At 75.2% G+C, this 19,735-nt stretch carries 8 protein-coding genes; all 8 read left to right on the top strand.

What is annotated here, in order from left to right:
* Window positions 1–8 precede the first annotated feature (8 nt).
* A complete protein-coding gene (locus ACIP82_RS06350) occupies window positions 9–5,852 on the top strand; it encodes a TIR domain-containing protein (protein WP_400651449.1) in 5,844 nt (1,947 codons plus the stop codon).
* 340 nt (window positions 5,853–6,192) lie between these two features.
* Window positions 6,193–8,643, top strand: a complete 2,451-nt coding sequence (locus ACIP82_RS06345; RefSeq protein ID WP_400651447.1) for an amino acid adenylation domain-containing protein — start codon at window positions 6,193–6,195, stop codon at window positions 8,641–8,643.
* 88 nt (window positions 8,644–8,731) lie between these two features.
* Window positions 8,732–12,802 (top strand): amino acid adenylation domain-containing protein, encoded by a 4,071-nt coding sequence (locus ACIP82_RS06340; RefSeq protein WP_400651445.1) that lies wholly within the window; start codon window positions 8,732–8,734, stop codon window positions 12,800–12,802.
* A gap of 40 nt (window positions 12,803–12,842) precedes the next feature.
* Window positions 12,843–14,258, top strand: a complete 1,416-nt coding sequence (locus ACIP82_RS06335) for an FAD-binding oxidoreductase (protein ID WP_400651442.1) — start codon at window positions 12,843–12,845, stop codon at window positions 14,256–14,258.
* 13 nt (window positions 14,259–14,271) lie between these two features.
* Window positions 14,272–15,327, top strand: coding sequence for an amino acid--tRNA ligase-related protein (locus ACIP82_RS06330; protein ID WP_400651439.1), 1,056 nt, complete (start codon window positions 14,272–14,274; stop codon window positions 15,325–15,327).
* Between the two features lie 111 nt (window positions 15,328–15,438).
* Complete coding sequence (locus ACIP82_RS06325) at window positions 15,439–16,203, top strand: thioesterase II family protein (RefSeq protein WP_400651437.1); 765 nt, start codon at window positions 15,439–15,441, stop codon at window positions 16,201–16,203.
* Entirely contained in the window at window positions 16,194–17,018 is an 825-nt protein-coding gene (locus ACIP82_RS06320) for an SDR family oxidoreductase (protein ID WP_363608161.1), read from the top strand. The genes ACIP82_RS06325 and ACIP82_RS06320 overlap by 10 nt, the downstream gene beginning before the upstream one ends.
* Window positions 17,019–17,052: 34 nt before the next feature.
* A partial coding sequence (locus ACIP82_RS06315) for an amino acid adenylation domain-containing protein (protein ID WP_400651434.1) occupies window positions 17,053–19,735 on the top strand: 2,683 nt, incomplete at its 3' end.

Genomic DNA, 19,735 nt, shown 5'->3' with positions numbered 1-19,735 from the left:
CTGTGCCCATGGCGGCTCTTGACGCGATCCCGGGTGAACCCGGACCGATGGACTTCTTCATCAGCTACTCGCCGGCCGACGAACGCTGGGCGGCCTGGATCGCCTGGACGCTGGAGGAGGCCGGCTACCGGGCCTTCCTCCAGGCGTGGGACTTCGTCCCCGGGACCAACTTCGTCGACTTCATGGACCGGGGCGTCACCGAGTCCGCCGCCGTCATCGCCCTGCTCTCGCGCAACTACGAACGCTCGCGCTACGGCCGGATGGAGTGGCAGGCCGCCCTGCGCGCCGACCCCGACGCGCCGGAGCGCAGGCTGCTGACCGTCCGGATCGAGGACATCCCGGTGGACGGTCTGCTCGCCACCCTCACCTACATCGACCTGGTGGGCGTCACCGAACCCGCGCGCGCCCGGCAGCTGCTGCTCACCAGGGTCACCCAGGCGCTGGACGGCCGGGCCCGCCCGGAGCTGCGGCCGGGTTACCCGGGCGGCGGCGCCCCCGGCGGCCCGTCACCCGCCGCGCTGCCGCCGCTCAGACCGGTCGGCGGTACCGGCTGGGCCGGCCGGCGCAGGCCCTCCGTCCAGCCCGAGTACCCGGTCGCGGCCGTCGGCGCGGGCGGGCGCGAGGCGGTCACCGTCCTCCATGTGGCCGGTCCCTCGTTCGGCCGCGGCCACGACCCGGTGGACCTCCAGGCCGCCATCTGGGGCGACCTGGTGGAGCTCGCCGACGCCGGCGCCCCGGCCCCCGAACTGGTCGTCGTCACCGGCGATCTGACCGCCTCCGGCAGCCCCCGCGAGTGCGAGCAGGCGCTCGCCTTCCTGACCGGCCTGCGCGCCCTGCTCGGCCTGGAACCCCACCGGGTGGCGATCGTGCCCGGCGGCCAGGACGTCAGCCAGGCGGCCTCGCGCGCCTACTTCAGCACCTGCGAGGCCGACGAACTGCGGCCCACCCCGCCCTACTGGCCCAAGTGGCGCCACTACGCCCGGCTGTTCCAGGAGTTCTACCAGGGCCTGGACGTCGTCTTCGACAGCGCCCAGCCGTGGACGCTCTTCCCCGTCCCCGAACTCGGCACGGTGATCGCGGGCCTGAACTCCTCGATGGCCTACAGCCACCGGGCCGACGACCGGTACGGCTGGCTCGGCCCCGAGCAGGCGGCCTGGTTCGCGCAGGCGCTGCGCCCGTACGAGGCGGAGGGCTGGCTGCGGATCGGCGCGGTGCGCCACCCGGTCCTCACCCGGCCCGCGGCCTCCCGCCCGGGCCGCGGCGGACAGGACCTCGAACCGCTCAGGGACCTCGACCGCTTCACCCGGCTGACCGCGCCCCGGCTGCATCTGCTGCTGCACGGCCCGGCCGCCGGACGGACGGCGCTCCAGAGCCTGCCCACCTCCGTCGGCGAGGTGCGCGTGGCCGGCGCCGCCGCCCCCGGCACGCACCAGTTGCTCCGGCTCACCCGCGACGGCCTCACCCACTGGGCGGCCCCGGACGCCGGACCCCAGCGGCTGACCGCCGACTGGCACCGGGCCCACCGTGCCTTCCCGCAGCCGCCCGACCCGGCCGGGGCCACCGCCCCGCCGCAGCCGCCGGACGGTGCCGGACCACCCACCGAGGCGGAACCCGAGCCCCGGCGGCTGGCCTCCGCGCTCGACGCCCTGCTGGCCCGGGTCGCCGAGGTCTGCCGGACCCGCCACGAGGGCGCCCAGCTGCGCACCGTCCCCGGCTCGCCGCCCCAACTGCTCGTCACCTGGACGGAGTCGGGGTTCGTCCGGCAGCAGCGGGTCGCCGTCTGCGCGCACACCCCCACGGTCGAGGACGTCGACCGCTTCGTCGACGAGGTGCACGCCGCCGGCACCGACCCGGACGCCGAACTCGTCCACGACGGCCCGCCGCCCGCGCGCGAGCTGCGCGACCGGGCCCGGCGCCGCGGCGTCCGGCTGCGCAGCTTCACCGAGTTCCAGGGCCTGCTCGACCTGCGCGGCTACGTGGCCGCCCAGACCGAGCGGCTGCGCGCCGACGGCCAGTACCCGCCCGGCCTCTATCTGCCGCAGCGCTACCGCGAGGCCGAGCGCCCCGGCGGCGAGGAACGCGACGGCCTGGTCGACGAGATGCTGCGGCTGCTCGACTCCGACCACGGCCGGTTCCTGCTCCTGCTGGGCGACTTCGGGCACGGCAAGACCTTCGCCCTGCACGAGCTGGCCCGCCGCATCCCGGCCGAACTCCCCCATCTGACACCACTGTTCATCAACCTCAGCACCCTGGACCGGGCACACTCCTTCGACGGTCTGGTGGCGGCCCACCTGACCGCCCACGGCATCGACACCATCGATCTGCGGGCCTTCCGCTACATGCTCAGGCAGGGCCGGATCGTCCTGCTGTTCGACGGCTTCGACGAGTTGCTGAACCGCGTCAGCTACGAACGGGCCGCCGACCACCTCCAGGTGCTCCTGGACGCCGCCGTGGACAGCGCCAAGATCGTGGTCAGCAGCCGCACCCAGCACTTCAGCTCCCAGGAGCAGGTGCTCACCGCGCTCGGCGAGCGGGTCGGCCTGCTCCCGCAGCGCCGGCTGCTCGCCGTCCAGGACTTCACCACCGGTCAGATCCGCAGCTATCTGGCCAACCGCTACGGCGACGGGACCGCCGCCGACCGCCGGCTTCGGCTGCTCCAGGCCATTCCCGACCTGCTCGCCCTCTGCCGCAACCCCCGGTTGCTGAGCTTCGTCGCCGACCTCGACCACGACCGGCTGCGGGCCGTCGCGGGAGCCGGCCGGGCGCTCAGCGCCGCCGGCCTCTACCAGGAGGTCTTCACCGCCTGGCTGCGGTTCGAGGAGCAGCGCGGCCACGGCGGCCCGGGCGCCGCGCCCGGACTCGACCTCGACCAGCTGTGGGAGGCGGTCACCGCGCTCGCGCTGCGCCTGTGGGAGAGCGGCCGCAACGCCATGCCGTACGACGAACTGCTCGACGTCTCAAGCGTGCTGACCGGCCTGGCGGAGAGCAGGCTGCCCGCCCCGCAGGCCGCGCACGCGGTCGGCTCGGGCTCCCTGCTGGTCCGGACCGACGACGGCGTGTTCCAGTTCATCCACGGCTCGGTGGTGGAGTGGCTGGTGGCCCGCGCGGCGGCGGCCGGCCTCGGGCGGGGCGAACCCGACCTGCTCGCCCGGCGGCCGCTCAGCCGGCTGGCGGTGGAGTTCCTCTGCGACCTCGCCGACCACCGGGTCTGCCAGCAGTGGGCGCAGGACGTCCTGGACGGCACCGCCCCCGCCGACGAGACCGCGCGGCTCAACGCCGTGAAGGTGCTGGCCCGGCTCAGGGTGCCCGCCCACACCGACCTGCGCGGGGCCGGCCTGGCCGGCGAGGACCTCTCCCACCGGGACCTCTCCGGCGTCGACCTCGGCCGGGCCGACCTCACCGACGCCCGGCTGATCGGCGCCAACCTCGCCGGGGCCTCGCTGCGCGGCGCCCGGCTGTCCGGCGCCCGGCTGGACGCGGCCGACCTCACCGGCGCCGACCTGCGCGACGCCGACCTGCGCGGCGCCCGGCTGATCCGCACCGACCTGCGCGGCGCCCGCCTCCAGGGCAGCCACTGGCAGCGGGCCGCCCTGATCTCCGCCGTCACCGACCCGGCGGTGCTGGCCGCCCCCGAGCTGCGCGCGGCGGCGATCGCGCCCGGGCTGCCGGTCGAGGCCGGCTTCCGGCCGTCGGAGGTCGGCGTCCCCTACGGCTTCGACGTCCGCACCACCCGGCTGCCCGAGCCGGTCGCCTTCAGCGCCGACGGCCAGCTGCTCGCCGTGGGCAGCGACGACGGCAGCGTGCTGGTCTGCGACGCCGTCACGGGCGTCGCCCTGCGCACGCTCAAGGACCACATCGGCCGGGTCTACGCGGTGAAGTTCGCCGGGCCGGTGCTCGCCACCGGCAGCGCCGACGGCACCGTACGGCTCTGGGACCCGGTGTCCGGGGAGTGCCGGCACCGCCTCGACGTCCACCCCGGCGGGGTCTGGCCGGTCTCGCTCGGGCCGGCGGGCGCGCTGCTCGCCACCGGCGACGCCGAGGGCACCGTCACCCTCTGGTCCACGGAGACCGGCCGGCCGCTGCACCGGCTGCCCGGCCACGCCGCGCCGGTCTACACCGCGGTGTTCAGCCCGGACGGCTCCCTGCTGGTCACCGGCGACCGGGCCGGCGGCGTCCGGCTCTGGGACACCGGCCGCGGGCAGCGCGTCGCCGAGCTGGCCGGCCATCAGAGCACCGTGTTCCGCGCCCAATTCAGCCCGGACGGCACCCTGCTGGCCACCGGCGACGCGGGCGCCGACGGCGGCCCGGGCGGGACGGTCCGGATCTGGGACGTCGCCGGCCGGCGGCTGCGGCACGCCCTCAGCGGCCACGGCGGCCGGGTCTACACGCTGGCCTTCCACCCCGACGGCACCCTGCTCGCCAGCGGTGACACCACCGGGCGGATCAGCCTCTGGAACCCCCTCGACGGCACCCCGGCCGGCCGGCTGGAGGGCTGCACCGGCGCGGTGTACCAGGTCGCCTTCGCGCCCGACGGCACCCGGCTCGCGGCCGGCGACAGCGACGGCGTGGTCCGGGTCTGGCGGGTCGGCCCCGCGACCGCCGGCGGACACGAGGTGACGGCCCTGCGCCGCCAGCCCCCCGAGCACCGGGGCTCGGTGTGGGCCTGCCGGTTCCGGCCCGCCGGCGATCCGGCCGCCCCGGGCGGCGCCGAGGCCGACGCGCTGCTGGTGACCGGCGGCAACGACGGCGCGGTCCGCCTCTGGGACCCTTCCTCCGGCCGCGGCCGGCACCTGCTGCGCGGCCACGGCCGGCGGATCGGCTCGCTGTCGTTCAGCGGCGACGGCACCATGCTGGCGGCCGGCGGCAACGACGGCGTGGTCCGGATGTGGGAGCCCGCCACCGGCCGCCGGACCAGGGAGCTCTCCGGCCGGAGCAGCCGGCTGGTCTCCGCGCGGTTCAGCCCGGCCGGACCGGTCCTCGCCACCGCCAGCAACGACGGCGACCTGTACCTGTGGAACGCCCTGACCGGCGAGTACCTGCGGGAGATGGACGTCGAGACGGAACACGTCTGGGCGGAGGCGTTCAGCGCCGACGGCGTCTTCGTGGCCACCGCGAACGACGACGACACGGTCCGCATCTGGTACCGCAGCACCGGCGCGCACCTCACCACCCTGCGGGAGCACCGCGGCCGGGTGCGCTCGATCGCGTTCAGCTCGGACGGGCGCCGGCTGGCCACCGGCTGCGACGACAGCGGGGTCCGGATCTGGGACATCGCGGCCGGCCGGGTCGAGTCCCAGCTCACCGCGCACGGCGACCGGGTGTACACGGTGGCGTACGCCCCCGACGACTCCTGGCTGGCCAGCGTCTCCTGGGACGGCCGGGCCGTGGTCTGGGCCGACGGCGCCGCCCGGCACGTGCTGCACGGCCACGCCGGCCGGCTCTGGACCGCCGCCGTCCACCCCCGGCGGCCGCTGCTCGCCACCGCCGGGGACGACCGCGTCGTCCGGCTCTGGGATCCGCTCACCGGGCAGGGCCTCGGCGAGCTGCGCGGCCATACCGGCCGGATCCTGGCGGTGACGTTCAGCCCGGACGGCTCGCTGCTGGCCAGCGGCGGCGAGGACGGCACCGTACGCCTGTGGAACGTGCCGGACGCCGGCCCGCCCACCGCGCGGGCCATCCTGCTCGGGGCCCCGGCCGGCTGGGCGGCCCTTCTGCCATCCGGCGCCTACAAGTACGAGGGCGACGTCGTCGGCGAGTTCTGGCACGCCGTCGGGATGTGCCGCTTCGAGCCGGGTGAACTCGACACCCACCTCCCGGGCGTCCGCCGGCTGCCGCCGGAGGCGGAGCTGTGACACCGGGCACCGGGCTCCGCGGCTGAGACCTGTCTGGCAAGCCCTGGTAGAGCCAGGACTTCGCGTGCCCGGCGGGGAGCGCCGGGCACCCGCTGCCGTCCGGGGGCCGAGGTGCGGCCTCCCCCGGCCCGTCCGGCCGTCCGCCGGGGTGATCCAACTGCCGGTGTTGTGCCGAGAGTTCTGCCGCTGCTGAGCGGCCCCGCCACCTATCGTTGACGACCAGTGGGGCGTCGGCGGGCCGTGCCGTCCTGATGGCCCGAGGCCGTCGGACCCTGCGTGCGCGGGTGCTCCGGGCGGACTCGTGCGCCCTGTCGCGCTTGGCGAGAAAGGGGTTTCGGTGATGACGGATCCGCTGGACGGCGCACCAGCGCACCAGGGTGGAGAGCTTCCTCCGGGCGAGGCCGACGTCCCGTCCGCGTTCCCCTTCGGCGGTTCGTGCTCCCGGCGGAACTGCGGGACGCTGCGGCGGTCGAGCCGGCTGACCGCCGACCTTGCGGCGGCGCTCGGCGACCGGGCGGACGAGGCCGTCCTCGCGGCGCTGCTGATCCTCGCCCGGAAGTACAGCGACGGCACCGCGTTCCGGATCGGCGTCCGGCGGGCCTCCTGGCCGGCCCAGGAGCCCACCGCGTCGCTGGTCGGCTCGATGCCGTCCGCCCTGACGGCGGCCCGGCACCGCCGGACGGTGGTGGCCGGGCTCGCCGGGCTCACCGCCGCCCCGCGCCCGGCGGACGCCGTACCGCCGAAGCTGCTCTGCGTCCTGGACGGGCCCGCCGACGGCAGGTACGGAGCCGACCTGGTGGTCTCCGGCGAGATCACCGCCGACGGGATCACGCTGCACGCCGACTGCCACGACCACGTCCACGACGCGGCCTTCGCCGACCGGCTGCTCGGTCATCTGGCCCACCTGCTGCGGCAGACCGCCGACCGGCCGGACACGCCCATCGGCGACCTGCGGCTGCTGACCGGGGCCGAACGCGAGCAGCTCGCCGGGTTCAACGACACGCGCCGCCCCTATCCGCGGGACGCCCCGGTCTTCCCGCTCTTCGCCGCCCAGACGGCCGCCCACCCCGACCGGATCGCGGTCAGCCACGCGGACGAATCCCTGACGTACCGTCAACTGGAGGAGCGAGCAGCGGAGCTGTCCGCCCGGCTGCACCGCCGGGGCGTCGGCCGGCACAGCCGGGTCGCGTTCCTGCTGGAGAGGTCCCCCCGGCTGGTGGTGGCGGCGCTGGCCATCCTCCGGCTCGGCGCCGCGTACGTGCCCCTCGACCCGGACGTTCCGGCCGCCCGCCGGGACTTCCTGCTCGCGGACAGCGGCGCCGCCCTGCTGCTGACCGAGGACGCGGCGGTGACGGCGGACATCGCCGTCCTCGACCTCTCACAGCCCCATGACGCACCGCGCGAAACCCCGCCGCCCGCCGTCGCCGCCTCGCCGTCGGACGCCGCCTACGTGATGTACACCTCGGGCACCACGGGCCGGCCGAAGGGCGTGCTCGTCAACCAGCGCGCGGTCGTCCGGCTGGTCCTCGGCACCGACTACGTGGACCTCTCGCCCGAGACCAGGATCCTGCAGACCGGCGCGATCGCCTTCGACGCCACCACGTTCGAGTTCTGGGGCGCGCTGCTCAACGGCGGCACCCTCGTACTGGTGCCGGACGGCACCGTCCTGAGCGCGGCCGGCCTCGGCGCCGCGATCTCACGGTACCGGGTCAACACCATGTTCCTGACCTCCTCACTGTTCAACCAGATCGTCGAGCAGGACCCTTCGGTACTCGTCGGCTGCCAGGTGCTGGTCGGCGGCGAGGCGGTGTCCGCGCGGCACGTCGCCGAGGCGATGGACGCCTGTCCGGACAGCGTCTTCGTCAACGCCTACGGCCCGACGGAGAACACCACCTTCTCCGTCGCCCATCGCATCACCCGCCGCTACACCGGACGGGTTCCGATCGGCCGCCCGATCGCCAACTCCACGGCCTGGGTGCTGGACCGCGACGGCCATCCGCAACCGATCGGCGTACCGGGCGAGTTGTGCGTGGGCGGCGACGGGCTGACCGACGGATACCTCAACCGACCCGATCTGAACGCCGGTTCGTTCTTCCTGAGCGGCTCCGGGCCGACGGCCGAACGGCTCTACCGCACCGGCGACCGCGCCCGCTGGACCGCCGAGGGGCTGCTGGACTGCCTCGGCCGCGCGGACACCCAGGTCAAGATCCGGGGCTTCCGGGTCGAGCTGGCGGAGGTGGAGAGCCGGCTGGCCCGACTGCCCTCGGTACGGGAGTCCGTCGTACTGCTGTGCCGGCGCCCGGGCGGGCTGTCCGTCCTCTGCGCCTACGTCACCGCCGACGCGGCACTGAACGGCGCGGACCTCCGCACGGCGCTGCTGGAGCTGCTTCCGGACTACATGGTCCCGTCCTCGTTCCGGCAGCTCGACACGATGCCGCGCACCCGGAACGGGAAGGTCGACCGGGCCGCGCTGGCGGCACTCGAACCGGTCGGCCCCACGGCGTCCGACCGGCCGCGACGGGCGCCGCGAACGCCGCTGGAGACGACCGTGGCCGCGGTCTTCGCGGAGGTGCTGGGCCTGCCCTCGGTCTCGGTCGACGACGACTTCTTCGACCTGGGCGGGCACTCGCTGCGCGTGATGCGGCTGTGGAACCGGATCCGGGCGGTCACCGGCACGGCCGTCGAACTGAAGCAGATCCTCGACGCCCCGACGGTGGCCGGCGTGGTGGCCGCCCTGGAACGGGGGCCGGCCTCGGCCGTCACCCGCCCGAAGCTGGTCCGCCGGTCGTGACGGCTCACGGGACAACTCATGGGACGACCCGGGTGGCACCGGTCCCGACCGCGGTCGTGGTGCGTCCGGTTGCCAAGGATGGTGAGGAGTGAACGTGTTCCCGTTGTCGTTCGCCCAACAGGGTCTCTGGTTCCTGGACCGGCTGGAGGGCCCGGGCTCGACGTACAACGTGCCGGTGATCGTACGGCTGGCCGGCCCACTGGACGCTCCGGCCCTGGAGGCGGCGCTGAACGATGTCGTCGGGCGGCACGAGAGCCTGCGGACGGTGTTCGGCGAGCGCGACGGAGAGCCCTACCAGCGGGTGCTGCCCGCGGCGGCCACCGGCCCGCTCCTGACCGTGCTGGACCGCACCCGGAACCACCTCGACGAGGCCCTCGACGAGGTGATCCGGCGGCCGTTCGACCTCGGCGCCGATCTGCCGCTGCGGGCCTGGCTGATCCGCCTGGCCGCCGACGAACACGTGCTGGTGCTGGTCGCGCACCACGTGGTCTGCGACGGCTGGTCGCTGACCCCGCTGCTGCGCGACCTGAGCGCCGCCTACACCACCCGGCGCAGCGGTCTCGAACCGGCCTGGGAGCCGCTGCCGGTCCAGTACTCCGACTACACCCTGTGGCAGCGCGAGCTGCTGGGCGGCGAGGACGACCCCGGGAGCCTGGTCAGCGAGCAACTGCGGTACTGGCGCGAGGCCCTGGCGGGACTGCCCGAGGAGCTGGCCCTCCCCTACGACCGGGCGCGTCCGGTGGCGGACGGCCAAACCTGCACCGACCGGACCGGCGACGACCGGACCGGCGACGGCCGGGGCGGCGACGGCCGGGGCGGCACCGTCGACCTCCTCGTCGAACCGCGGCTGCACGCCCGACTGCTCACGGTGGCGCGGCAGCACGGGTGCACGCTGTTCATGCTGCTCCAGGCCGCCGTCGCGACGGTGCTGACCCGGTGCGGGGCCGGTCCGGACATCCCGCTCGGCACCCCGGTGACCGGCCGCGCCGACGAGGCGCTGGACGACCTGGTCGGACTCTTCGTCAACACCCTGGTACTGCGCACCGACACCTCCGGCAACCCCACCTTCGGGGAGCTGCTGCGCCGCGTCCGCCGTACGAACCTGGAGGCCTACGCCCACCAGGACGTGCCGTTCGACCGGGTCGTCGAGGCGGTCAATCCCCGGCGGTCGCCGTCCCGGCACCCGCTGTTCCAGGTGATGATCGCGCTGGCCGAGGGACGTCCGGGCGACGGACTGAACCTGCCCGGCCTGCGGGCCTCCCTCCTGCGCCGGACGACGGACACCGCCAAGTTCGACCTCTCCGTCGACTTCGAGGACCGGCGCGACGGCCACGGCGAGCCGGTGGGGCTGCGCACCGCCCTCGAGTACGCCACCGGGCTCTTCGACGAGGCCACCGTCCGGAGCATCGGCGACCGGCTGGTCCGGCTGCTCGGGGCGGTCGCCGGGGATCCGGCGCTGCGCATCCGTGAGCTGCCGGTGCTGTCGGCGGCCGAGCGGCACCAGCAGCTGGTGCGGTGGAACGGTCCCGACCGGGCGGAGGCCGCGGTGGATCTCGGCCGGCAGGTCCGCCGGTGGGCGGCGGAGCGGCCGGACGCCGTCGCCGTCTCCGACGACGGCGTCCGCTACACCTACCGGGACCTCGCCGAGGCCGCCGACCGGGTCGGCCGCGCGCTGTCCGCGGCCGGCGGCGGACCGGACGTGCTCACCGCGATCCTCTCCGACCGCAGCGCCTGGTTCGTCGCCACCGCGCTCGGTGTGCTCCGGTCCGGGGGCGGATACCTGGCCCTGGACGGCACGCTGCCGGCGGACCGGGCCCGCCGGATGCTGGCCGACAGCTCCACCCGCTTCCTGGTGGCCGCGCCGGAACTGCGCGAGCGGGCGGCGTCGATCACCGCCGGCGGGCCCGCCGGCCTGACCCTGCTCCCGCTCGACCCGGCCCCGGGCCAGGCAGGCCACGGGGCGCCCGACCAGGCGCCGGCCTGGGAGCCGCCGGAGCCCGGCGCCCGCCCCGACCGGCTCGCGTACGCCGTCTTCACCTCCGGCTCGACCGGCCGGCCCAAGGGCGTCCTGATTCCGCACCGCGGCCTGTCGAACCACCTGCTCGCGGTGGCCGAGCTGTACGGCCTGGACGAGCGCGACACGATGGCCTTCAACGCGCCCCTGACCTTCGACGTCTCGGTGTGGCAGGCCCTGACCATGTCGCTCGTCGGCGGCCGGGTGCACGTCCTCGGCGAGGACACCACCCGCGATCCGCTGGCGCTCGCCCGGTGCGTCGCCGAACAGGGCATCACCGTCCTGCAGATCGTGCCGCAGGTGCTCCGCGCGGTCCTGGACATGTGGGACCTCGACGACGCCTCGGTGCACCTGCTCAAGGGGCTCCGGTGGATGCTGGTGCACGGCGAGGAGCTCCCGCCCGACCTCGTCGACCGGTGGTTCGCGAGGCACCCCCGAATACCGCTCGCCAACGTGTACGGCCCGGCCGAGTGCTCGGACGACGTGTCGGTCTCGGTCATCACCGCGGGCGACGGGTTCCGGCGCGGCCGGGCCGCGATCGGCCGGCTGCTGCGCAACACGCGGGCGTACGTGCTGGACGAGTTCCTGCAGCTGCTGCCGGCCGGCGCGGTGGGCGAGCTGTACGTCGGGGGCGCCGGCCTGGCGCGCGGATACGCGGGCCGGCCGGACCTGACCGCCCAGCGGTTCGTGGCGAATCCGTTCGGCGCCGCCGGTGAACGGATGTACCGCACGGGCGATCTGGTGCGCTGGAACGCCGGCGGCGAGCTGGAGTTCCTCGGCCGGGTCGACCACCAGGTGAAGATCCGCGGCTTCCGGATCGAGCCGGGCGAGGTCCAGGCGGTCGTCGAGCAGGATCCGCAGGTGCGTCAGGCCTTCGTGGTCGCCAGGGAGGACCGTCCGGGCGACAAACGGCTGGTCGCCTATGTGGTGCCGGCGGGGGCCCCGGCGCTGGACGAGGCCGGGGTGCGGCGGCGGGTGGCCCGGGTGCTGCCGGAGTACATGGTCCCGTCGTTCTTCGTGGCGCTGGACGAGCTGCCGGTGACGGCCAACGGCAAGCTGGACCGCCGGGCACTGCCGGCCCCCGACCTGTCGTCGGCCGTCGCGGGCCTGCCCCCGCGCACCCCGCGTGAGCAGGTCCTGTGCGGGCTGTTCGCCGAGGTGCTGGGCCTGCCCCGGGTCGGTGTCGAGGACGGCTTCTTCGACCTGGGCGGGCACTCGATGCTCGCGATGCGGCTGCTGAGCCGGATCCGCGCGGAGCTGGGCCTGGAGGTCGGCGTCCGCGCGCTGATCGCGGCGCCCACCGTCGCCGGGCTCCTGGACGCCGCCCGGCAGCAGGGCGCGCCCGACGACTACGACGTACTGCTGCCCTTGCGCACCGGCACCAGCACCGGCACCGGCCCGCGCCCGCTGTTCTGCGTGCACCCCGCGACCGGGCTCGCCTGGAGCTATGCCGCGCTGGCGGAGCGACTGCCCGCGGAGGTCGCCGTGTACGGCCTCCAGGCCCCCGGGCTGGCGGCGGGTACGGAGCTCCCGAAGGACCTGGACGAGATGCTCGACCGGATGCTCGCGGAGATCCGCCGGGTCCAGCCCGCCGGACCGTACCGCCTGCTCGGCTGGTCGCTCGGGGGCACCATCGCCCACGCGCTGGCCGGCCGGCTGCAGGCCGACGGGGCCGGGACCGAGCTGCTCTGCCTCGTCGACGCGTACCCGAACGAGGTGTGGCCGTACCCGTCGTTCGCGACGCCCGAGCAGTGGGACGAGTTCAGCCTGCTGGTCACCCTGGCGCCCGGGGCGGTCGGCCGGGAGGAGGTGGAGCGCGACATCCGCGCGGCGCTGACGGAGCTGCGCCGCGCCGCGCGGGAGCGGCTCGGCCTCGACCCCGCCACCATGGCCAGGCTGGTCGCCGTGGGCGTCAACAGCAGCCGCCTGGTCGCGCGGCACCGGCCCCGCCGCGTCCGCGGCCGGACCGTCTTCTTCACCGCGGCGCTGGAACGCGGCGCGGCCCGCCCGTCTCCGCTGACCTGGTCGCCCTACCTCGACGGGTTCGAGAACCACGACCTCCCGTGCCGGCACGAAGAGGCGATGGACGCCGAACACCGAGGACGCATCGCCGAGATCATCACCGCCGAGCTGCTCCGCCGCTGACGGCCGAGCCCCACCGACAGACCGGAAGGCGAAGACCTCCATGACTGACCTGCTGGGCCCGGTGCACCGGGAATCCGCCGAATCCTCCCTCCGCCGGCGGTTCGAGGGCCGGCTCGTCGGACCGGACGACCCGGCGTACGACGAGGTCCGTGCGGTGTGGAACGGCATGCACGAGCGCCGGCCGAGCCTCGTCGCCCGCTGCTCGAACGCCGCGGACGTCGGTGCCGCACTGCGGTACGCCGCCGCGACCGGCCGCGCGGTGACCGTGCGCGGCGGTGGTCACAACGTCGCCGGCACCGCGGTCGCCGACGACGCCGTCATGATCGACCTGTCGCTCATGCGCGGGGTCGACGTCGACCCGGGGGCCCGGATCGCCCGGGCGCAGGGCGGCTGCCTGCTGCGCGACCTCGACGCCGCCACGCTGGCCCACGGCCTGGCCTGTCCGGCGGGCGTGGTCTCGCACACCGGGCTGGGCGGTCTGGCCCTGGGCGGAGGGTACGGCTGGCTGGGCCGCAAGTGGGGCCTGACCTGCGATCATCTGCTGGCCGCCGAGGTGGTGCTCGCCGACGGCACGGTCGTCGAGGCCACCGAGGAGGAGCATCCCGAACTGCTCTGGGGCCTGCGCGGCGGCGGCGGGAACCTCGGCATCGTCACCCGCTTCACCCTTCGCCTGCGGCCGGTCGGCCCGGTGTCCTACCGGACGGGTGTCTTCCCGCTGAGCGAGGCGGCGGCGGCGCTCGCCGACTACCGGGCATTCGCCGAGGCCCAGGGCCCCGATCTGCATGCCGTCGGGGCGCTCAAGCACGCCGGCCGGCAGGACTGGATCCCGGCCGAACTGCGGGGCGCGCCCGCGCTGTTCCTCACCGCCGCCTGGTTCGGCGCCGAGGAGCTCGGTCCGGCGCGCACCGCGCCGCTGTTCGCGCGGGCCGCGCCCGGCGCCACCGCGTCCCGGGTGATGTCGTACGCGCAGCTGCAGGCGCTGGGCGACCACGGTGAACCGCACGGCAACCGCTACTTCACCAAGTCCTGCTACCTCACCGGCCTGTCCGCCGGTCCGGTCGGCCAACTGATCGGATCCGCGAGGGAGATGCCCTCACCCCGGTCCTCCGTCGACTTCGAGTACCTGCGCGGGGCGATCTGCGACGTGCCGGACGCGGACTCCGCCTTCCCGCGCCGGGACGCGCCCTACATCTGCACGGTGTCGGCCCAGTGGACCGATCCGGCCGAGGACGCGGCGAACGCGGCGTGGAGCCGGCGCGGCGTCGAACGGCTCGCCGACTGGCAGTTCGGCGGCGCCTACGTCAACTACCTGCAGGACGAGAAGCCCGGCAAGGTCGCCGAGGTCTACGGCGCGGCCCGCTACGAGCGGCTGGCGGCCGTCAAGCGCCGTTACGACCCGGACAACGTCCTGGCCGGCAACCAGAACATCCCTCCCGCGGCACACCCGCACGCCTAGAGAGAGGACCACCATGTCGCAGCTCGTCTCCGCCCAGCCGACCGTCACCGCTCCGGCCACCTTCGCACGCAACGAGCCGGGCGCCTTCCTGGCCGCCCTGCGCTCCCCCTGGTACGCGCTCATCGCCGACCTGCAGGACACGGTACTGACGACGACGGTCGCGTACGCGAAGTCACGCGGCCTCAAGGCGCTCTACCTGCCGCTGACCACGCGGACCATCACCTGCCCGTCGGGGCTGGGCAGCGACACCAGTCCGGTCCCCGTGACGGTCAACGGGGTCGACACGTATCTACCCGACTCCCTGCAGTTCCTCTTGGAGTACGGAAGCCAGATCGCCACCGAGGGCGGGTACACCATCATGCCCTCGTTCCGGAACGAGATACCGGACAAGACCCATCTCGGCCAGTTCACGCACAGCGAGGCGGAGTTCCCGGGCGGGCTCGACGATCTGATCGACTACGTCGAGGGCTACGTCAAGGCCCTGGCCGGCGCCATCCTGGACCAGCACGGCGGCCGGCTCGCCGGGGCGCGCGGCGACATCTCGCACCTGGAACGCATGGTGACGGCCGGTCACTTCGCGCGGCTCACCTTCGACGAGGCCGCCCGGCTGCTGGCCGACGAGCCCGGCTGCGTCGAAGACGAGGGCGAAGGGCGCAGCCTCACCCGCAAGGGCGAGCACCAACTGATGTCCAGGGTCGGCGAGTTCCTGTGGGTGACGCACTTCGACCACCTGACCGTCCCGTTCTACCAGGCCTTCGGGGACAGCGAGGGCAGGACGGCCCGCAACGCCGACCTGCTCTTCGGCATGGGAGAGGTCGTCGGCTCGGGCGAACGGCACACCGGGGGCGAGGAGGTGCGCAAGGCGCTGGCCATGCACAACGTTCCGGAACACGACTACGCCTGGTACGTGGACATGAAGGAGCAGATGCCGCTGCGGACGTCCGGCTTCGGCATGGGCGTCGAGCGGTTCCTCATGTGGGTCCTGAACCACGACGACATCCGCGACATCCCGCTGGTCTCCCGGGTCAACGAGCCCGGCGCGTGGCCCGACGCCGTCATCCGGCCGTAGCCGGCGCCCCTCTCCCCGACCACCGCCCGCTCCGCCCCGTTCCGCCCCGCGCCGCGCCTCCGCGCGGCCACCCCACCGGCGGTGCGGCACGACAACGAAATCAGGTGTGCCATGGCCCCAGAGCCCCTCTCCCTCCTGTGCCTGCCGCATGCCGGTGCGGGCGCCGGCTTCTTCTGGAAGTGGCGGCAGCAGGCGCCGCCCGGTCTGCGGCTGGTGCCGCTGCAACTGCCCGGTCGCGAGGAGCGGACCGACGAGGAGCCGCACCGCGAAGTGGCCGACGCGGTGCGCGCCCTGCTGCCCGAGGCGACCGCCGCCGTCGCGGGCAGCCCTCGGATCGCCCTGTTCGGGCACAGCCTGGGCGCCGTCCTCGCCTACGAGCTGGGGCGGGCGCTGGAGGAGCGGACCGAACTGCCGGTCGCCCACGTCTTCGTGAGCGGATCTCCCGCGCCGGACCGGGGGCGCGCCCGGCAGGCGGCCGCGCTGGACGACGACGAGTTCCTCGCGCGGGTGGAGGAGCTGGCCGGCTACCGCCATCCGGCCTTCGAGTCCGCCGAGTTCCGGGAGCTGCTGCTGCCGACGCTGCGCGCGGACGTGGCGATGCACGAGGCGTACCGGCCGTCGTCCGACGCTCCGATCCAGGCTCCGATCACCTGCCTGCGCGGCGACGGCGACGCGCTGGTCCCGGAGCGGGACGCGCTGCGGTGGGACGCGGCCACCCACGGTCCCTTCAGCTACGCCGAGTTGCCGGGCGGACACATGTACCTCGCCGACTCCGCCGCCCCGGTCGTCGGCCTGATCGCGGAAACCCTCGGCTGCGACCGGCGGCAGCCCGCCGGAGCCGGGCCCGGGACGGGGGCCGGTGACACATGCGGCTAGCGGGCAAGACCGTCGTGATCACCGGTGCCGGGCGCGGACTGGGCCGGATGTGCGCGGTGCGCTTCGCCGGGCAGGGGGCGGACCTCGTGCTGGTGGACACCGGCGGGGACATCCCGGGCGTGCCCTACCCCCTGGCCACCGAGGACCAGTTGGAGCGCACCGCCCAGCTCTGCCGGCAGGCGGGCGTCGGCACGCTGAGCGTGCTCGCCGACGTGCGCGACACCGCCGCCGTCACGGCGGCCGTCGATGCCGCCCTGCGCCGCTTCGGCCGGATCGACGTCCTGGTCAACAACGCCGGCATCGCCGCGCCCTCCGGCAAGCCCGTCCACGCCATCGCGGACGACGAGTGGCAGCTGATGCTGGACGTCGACCTCTCCGGCGCGTGGCGGATGATCCGGGCGGTCGCCCCCGGCATGGTGCGGCAGCGCGGCGGCAGCATCGTCAACATCGCGTCCACCGCCGGTCTGGTGGGGTACCGGCACTTCGCGGCCTATGTCGCCGCGAAGCACGCGCTGGTCGGCCTCACCAAGGCCGCCGCGCTGGACCTGGCCCCGATGCGGGTCCGGGTCAACGCCGTCTGCCCCGGATCGGTGCGGGACGCGACGCACGTCGAGGGCCGGATGCTGTCCGAGATCGCCCGCTGCCTCGACGTCGGTCCCGACGAGTACGAGCAGGCCTTCGTCACGGCGCAGCCCATGAACGCGCTCGTGGAGCCGGAGGACGTGGCGGACGCCGCCCTCTGGCTGGCCGGTGACGAGTCCCGGCAGGTGACGGGCACCACCGTCGCCGTGGACGGCGGATTCTCCGCGCGATGAGCGAGACCTGGACACGGCCGATTCGGATGGAGACATGACTGATCAGCCTGGACCCCGGAGCGGGGTCGACACCGTCCTCGGCGACGACGCCGGACACGGCATCGTGCTGCGGCTCACCGACGCCGGGCGGATCGGCGCGGCGCAGGCCGCCGTCGACCGGGCGAACACGCCGGCCGCGGCGCGGGACGCGGGCAGCTTCTGGGTCCAGTGGGCCGGGGCCGGATCCGCGTCCCCGCTCGCCGCCCGGCTGCGGCAGCGGGAGGCGGACCGTCCGCTGAACCCCGACGACCCCGGGCTCCGGGTGGTGCTGATCCGCTACCCCGACGGCGCCGCCGACCTCGTCGTGGTGGCCCGCCGCGGTGTGCTCGACCACGCGGGCCTGCGGATCCTCGCGTACGCGCTGACGACGGCGGGCTGCGACGCGGTGGCGCTCGCGGGCAGGTTGCGGCGGTCGTCCGCGCCCGGCGCGACCGGCTGGTCGCCCGCGCCCGCACCGCCGTGGGGTCTGGCCGACGACCCGCCCGGAGGGCCGGAGCAGGCCCTGCCGACGGGTGTGTTCGCCCCGGAGGTGGTGGTGGCCGCGACCGCCGTGGCGCTCTCCCGGTACGAGCGCGGCTCCACGGTGCGCCTCGCGGTGGTGTCCACCGAGCCGGCCGGGCTGAAGCCCGGCGCCAGGGTGATCCGGCTGACCCTCGGTGACGACCTGCCGCTGACCGGGCTGCTCGACCAGGTCCGGGCGGCGCTGGACGGCCCGGGCGAGCCGGCGGTGGGCGAGTTCCCGCCGGTCTGCCTCGTCCTGACCGGTCCGGACCCGGACGAGCGGTACGTCCCCCTCCCGCCGGACGCCGCGCCCCTCGTCCAGATCTGGCAGAGCCGTGCGGATCTGCTGTCCCTGTCGGGGCAGACCCACGACGCCCGGATCCACCCGGCCGTCGCGGACGCCTTCGCCCGGCACACGGCACGGCTGGCCGCGCAGGTGACCGCGGCATCGGCCGCCCGGCCGGCCGGCGGTCCGCCCGGGCGGACCGTCGGTGATCTCGCCCTGCTGGACGCTGCCGACACGGCCCTCGCCCTGGATCTCGGCCGCGGCCCGCGCCGCACCCCGCCCCCCGGTGCCGCCGTCCACCAGGTGGTCGAACGGCTCGCCCGGGAACAACCCGACGCGGTCGCGGTCGGCGACGGCACCCGGAGCCTCACCTACCGGGAGCTCGACGAACTGGCGACCGCGTGGGCGCGCGTCCTCGTGGACTGCGGAGCGGGCCCCGGGCGGTTCGTCGGCGTGTGCCTGAAGCGCACCGTCGATCTGGTGACGGCGCTGCTCGCCGTCCTCAAGTCCGGTGCGGCCTATGTGCCGTTGGATCCGCAGTCCCCCGACGAACGCCTCCGCCACATCGCCGGGGACGCGGAACTCGCGCTGGTCGTCACCACTCTGTCGGGCTTTCCGGCCGGCGACGGCACCCCGGTGCTCGGGCCCGGGGCGCTCACCGCGGCGGCCCCGGCCTCCTCGGGCACCGAGCTGCCCGAGGTCGGGCCCGGCGACCAGGCCTACGCCGTCTACACCTCGGGGACGACCGGACGGCCGAAGGGGGTGGTGGTCGCCCACGGCAGCGTCCTGGCGCTGCTGGACGCGACCGCCGAGGACCTCTCCCTCGGCCCCGACGACGTGTGGACCTTCTTCCACTCCGCCGCCTTCGACTTCTCCGTGTGGGAGATCTGGGGCTGCCTGCTCACCGGGGGGCGCCTGGTCGTCGTGCCGTACCTGGTGTCCCGGTCCCCGGAGGAGTTCCACGCCCTGCTGCTGCGCGAGGGCGTCACGGTGCTGAGCCAGACGCCGTCGGCGTTCGCCGGGCTGCTCGACGCGGACGCGCGGGCCGCCGGTCCCGCCCCCCGGCTGATCGTGTTCGGCGGGGAGGCGTTCGACCCCCGCCTGGTGCGCGGCTGGTTCGGCCGGCACCCCGACAGCCGGTGCCGCCTGGTCAACATGTACGGGATCACCGAGACGACGGTGCACGTCACCGCCCGGACCGTACGGTCCTGGGACCTGCACACCCGGACCCAGCGCGTCGGCCGGCCGATCGCCGGCTGGTCGGTGTCGGTCCGGGACGACCGGGGGCGGCCGCTGCCTCCGGGCGCCGTCGGCGAGATCTTCGTCGGTGGCGCGGGGCTCGCGCTGCGCTACCTCAACCGGCCGGAGCTGACCGGGGAACGGTTCCCCCTGGACCGTTTCAGCGGCGAGCGGGTCTACCGCAGTGGCGACCTGGGGCGGCTCCGGCTCGACGGCTCGCTGGACTGTGTGGGCCGGCTCGACGAGCAGGTCAAGATCCGCGGCTTCCGGATCGAGCTGGGCGAGGTCCGCTCGGTCCTGCTCGACGACGCCGGGGTGGTGGACGCCGCAGTGCTCGTCGAGGGGCAGGACGACGGGCCGGCGCACCTGCGCCTGGTGGGTTACCTGGTGCTCGCGGCGGGTGCGACGACGGCCGAGGTACGCCGGCGAATCACCACGATCCTCCCGGACTACATGGTGCCGGCCGAGCTGCTCGCTCTTCCGTCACTGCCGCTGACCCTGAACGGCAAGCTGGACCGGTCCGCCCTGCCGCGCGCCCGCGGCCCGCTGCCGGGGGGGGGCGGCGGGGGGCCCCCCGGCCCCCCCCCCCCCCCGCCCCCCCCCCGGGCGCGGGGGGGGGCGGGGGGCCCGGGGGGGGGGCCCCCCCCCGCCC

It is taken from the genome of Kitasatospora sp. NPDC088548 (assembly GCF_044753005.1).
Lineage (GTDB): Bacteria > Actinomycetota > Actinomycetes > Streptomycetales > Streptomycetaceae > Kitasatospora.
Note: the sequence above shows the minus strand (reverse complement) of the source record. Positions and strands in the feature narration are given on the sequence as shown.